This window comes from Paenisporosarcina sp. P4_D4, assembly GCF_056401835.1.
The window spans coordinates 1-3,558 of the sequence record NZ_JBFUIO010000170.1; the positions used below are offsets into that span (position 1 = coordinate 1).

Genomic DNA, 3,558 nt, shown 5'->3' on the forward strand with positions numbered 1-3,558 from the left:
CTGGATTCAATATACGTTCAAAATAGTTAATTGGAGCATCTGTAGTAAATGATAATTTAAAATTCGCCTGCTGCTTTACCGTTTTTGTAAAGACTCCTTCAACAATTTTTACACGAGGTATAAAGAAGGTTGGCTCTTCCTTAAGGTCAGGTACATTTGGAGTACCCCCTCCACCTCCTTTACCACCCGTAGTACCTCCCGTTGAACCACCATTTCCACCAGTGACTAGTCCACCTTCCTCATCAACCTTGGAACGAACATTTCCAAATATTAATTTACCATCCATTAAGCCTTTAATAATCGAAGGATTATTTAATGCCCATTTGTCCATCAGTTCTTTTAATTCATCTGAATCGGAAGAAAGGGAGTTTTTTAGTGATTGTTCAATACGTTCTTCTTTAAACTTTTTAATCTTCTCAGAGTTTTCAAGATAAGCCTTTAAGTTTTTAATGATCTCCTTCTTTGGTGCCTTATCTAATATTCGTTCACGGTCAGTCATAAACAGATCCTTTTTAAAGGCTGGAGATATATTAGGAAACTCTAAAACAATTAGCAAAGAGTTTTTAATACTTGATAATCCGATACTACTCAATATTCTGCCATCTAATCCACCTTGAACTTGTTGTCCTAATGTGAAAATAATTGGTTTTTCTCCAATAATAGAATTTTCATCCTTTTTATTACTATCACGCTTATTGAACCCAAAAACTGTCACATTAACACGTTGTATCACAGGCGTTTGCTTACCCACTTTACTGGTAAATTGATTTTCTACAACAATATCAAAGTATGAGGTATCTGGAAAGCCTTCAGCAATTAGTTTATTATTACCTTTAGCATGTTGATCATCACTAAGAACCTTATTCATACCTCGGAAAATTGTATCGTTGTTAAATTTGTTCTTTCTACAGTCAATTAAATTAAAAGGTAAACCTGTATCGAACAAACGTTTTCCCATTTCGTACTTAAAGTGAGATACTAATGGACCTTTATTTTTCAGTTGATAATTGAACATCTTTATAAATGTTCCACTTTCAACAGGTTTTGTATATGGTATACCAGCTGTACAGGAATTATCATATTTTAAGTACTCTTTAGCTTCATTACCTTTTAAAACCATAGGTAATAAATTTAATTGATCCGCTTTAAAACGTGGTACTTTATCATTCGGTGCGAAGAATGTAAAAACGGGTGAACTCTCATTAGGACGTAATTCTTGGCGAATCATTGTCCAACCCCAATATGGAAGTGAATCGTCATTAGGGGAATCAAAATTGCCAACAATTTCGATATTACGTTTACTTATAATCAATGTATATGAAAACTCTCCCCCATGCATTAATGTACTAGATCCACCCTGATTATGGTTTCCTTGTGTGAAAGGAATTTTATGTTTGTTTCCTTTTAATAGAGATAAAATTGTCTCTGGTAATCTATTTGGAGACTGACCTTCACCATTATCATAGAGTGAAACTGATAGCTGTTTGTGTTCGGATTTTAAATCACTCCAAACCTTAGCATCCTTAGTTGTTACCATTAATACTAAGTCACTTAAAATTTCACGTTCAACCTCTTTACTGGCTTCAGCAAAATCTCCATCTATAATTCCCCAAAACATTTCTAGAGCCTCTTTAAAACTTTTAGGTGCATTTGGGCCTTCTGGGTCGATACCACGTTTCATACACATTTTTACCAAGAGAGCATCTACAGCATTTGTAAATTTCTCCGCAAGTGCTCCTTCTGCAGTACTTGATTGATTTCCTATAACACTATAATTACTTTTTTCATTTCCATAGGGTATCCATAGTTTCGGATTGTCAAGGTCATACTTCTGAATTATAGAAGTAACATCTGACTCTACCTCGGCAAATAAAAACTCTTCAAATAAAATCTTCATATCAATCTTGTGCACCTCATTCATAACTGTCACCATTCATACCATCTCCTTATATAGTTTGAAATTCATTCAAAAAAACAAATTAAATCATTTAAAGCCAACTGGAAATCGATTAAATAATCGAGCCGCTTATAGTTAAGGATTATTTAAACACAAAAAATATTCTAGATCAAGATCTAAATGCCCTTTCAAGAAATATTTTTAATAATAGGATAAATTCTTGCTTCAATACCACTTAATATAAACAAAATATTTTAGCCGCTCATCTTTTATCTTGCATCTCTAATTTCTTTTTGGTAAAGTGAATTTATAAAACTTATGAGGTGAGATATATGAATGGAACAAATTCAATTAAAATCTATTTTAAAGGGTCAAAAGGTTATCAGTTTGATCGTGAAACTTATGTAACAATGATTCCTTTTAGTAAGCTAGAAAGTTTTTTCAAAGTGTTCCCTGAAGTTCAACGCAAATTAAGTAAACCACGTGTTAAATCAATTGCTAAATATATTTTGGATGGTTTGGATAAGAAGAAGATGACTTTTTTAAGCGCTATTACTGTAACTTGTACTGGAGAAGTTGAATATATCGAAGAAAATTCGAGTATTGGTGTCGATATTAGCACGGTTTTTTCAATTAATGATGGTCAACATCGGTCAGAAGCGATTAAGTTAGCTTTAACAACAATAAAAAACAATATTGATAAAGCTGAAACTCTAAACGACAAAGAAAAGTGGATGAAAAAACTAGAAATTATCGAATCTATGACTATCCCAGTAGTTATTTTTACAGGTATTAATCAAAAAGGTGAGCAACAATTATTCCACGATTTAAATTTATTAGCATCTAAGCCTAATAAGTCAATCGCTTTAAAATTCGATTCCAGTGATCAGTATAATCGGTTAGCAAAAGAATTATCTCAAAACAATGAGCAATTAATACTTTTTGATGTAGAAACAGAAAAAACTCAATTACGGGGCAATAATACTCAAATTATGGTGCTTTCAACATTACGCAATATGATTTGCTATATCGTAACTGGAGCAAATAAGGATAAGGAAAACTTACTTAACATTGAAACATACGATAGTTATTACGAAACTTTAGACGAAGTATTCAATGTTTTATTTTCTGTTTTACCAGAAGACGCCGCAAATCGCGAAAAATACATTATTGGTACTGCGGCAACTCTTCAAGGAATCGGCAAATATTTGCACGATATTATTGAAGGTGAAGGCAACTTAAATTGGCAAGAAGAAAWTAAAAAACTTGGTAAAATTGATTGGTCACACGGAAGTTCTGTATGGACTAAAGCTGGTGGTAGTTATATTCCTGAGAAAGACAAGTATGTTTTCACTGGTACTAGCGCGGGAGTAAACGGTGTTTATGAAGCTTTAAAACACGCAAATAATTAACTTTTTGAAAAAACGAGCCTCTCTTTTGAGCCGCTCGTTTTTATTTTTGTTAATATTCTTTCTCAATGTTCTTATGTTTTACTAGCATTTAAATTCATAAATATTCATTATTTAACCTTAATATTAATAGCCGCTCAAATTATTATTCCTGTTTCACTTAAAAATACTCCCCTTTTTTTGAATCGGCCATATTTCTATTCTACATTACTTATTATCCATTTTATCGGATGACTGATATTAACCTAAATC

The 3,558-nt window shown here is 32.4% G+C and carries 2 protein-coding genes; one reads left to right on the forward strand and one right to left on the reverse strand.

Annotation, left to right across the window (positions count from 1 at the left end):
- Positions 1–1,933 (reverse strand): hypothetical protein (locus AC1DSL_RS16435; protein ID WP_477533017.1); only part of this gene is annotated, 1,933 nt, incomplete at its 3' end.
- A gap of 296 nt (positions 1,934–2,229) precedes the next feature.
- Here AC1DSL_RS16435 and AC1DSL_RS16440 point away from each other — a divergent pair.
- Positions 2,230–3,309, forward strand: coding sequence for a DNA sulfur modification protein DndB (locus AC1DSL_RS16440; protein WP_477533018.1), 1,080 nt, complete (start codon positions 2,230–2,232; stop codon positions 3,307–3,309).
- The last annotated feature ends 249 nt before the right edge of the window (positions 3,310–3,558 follow it).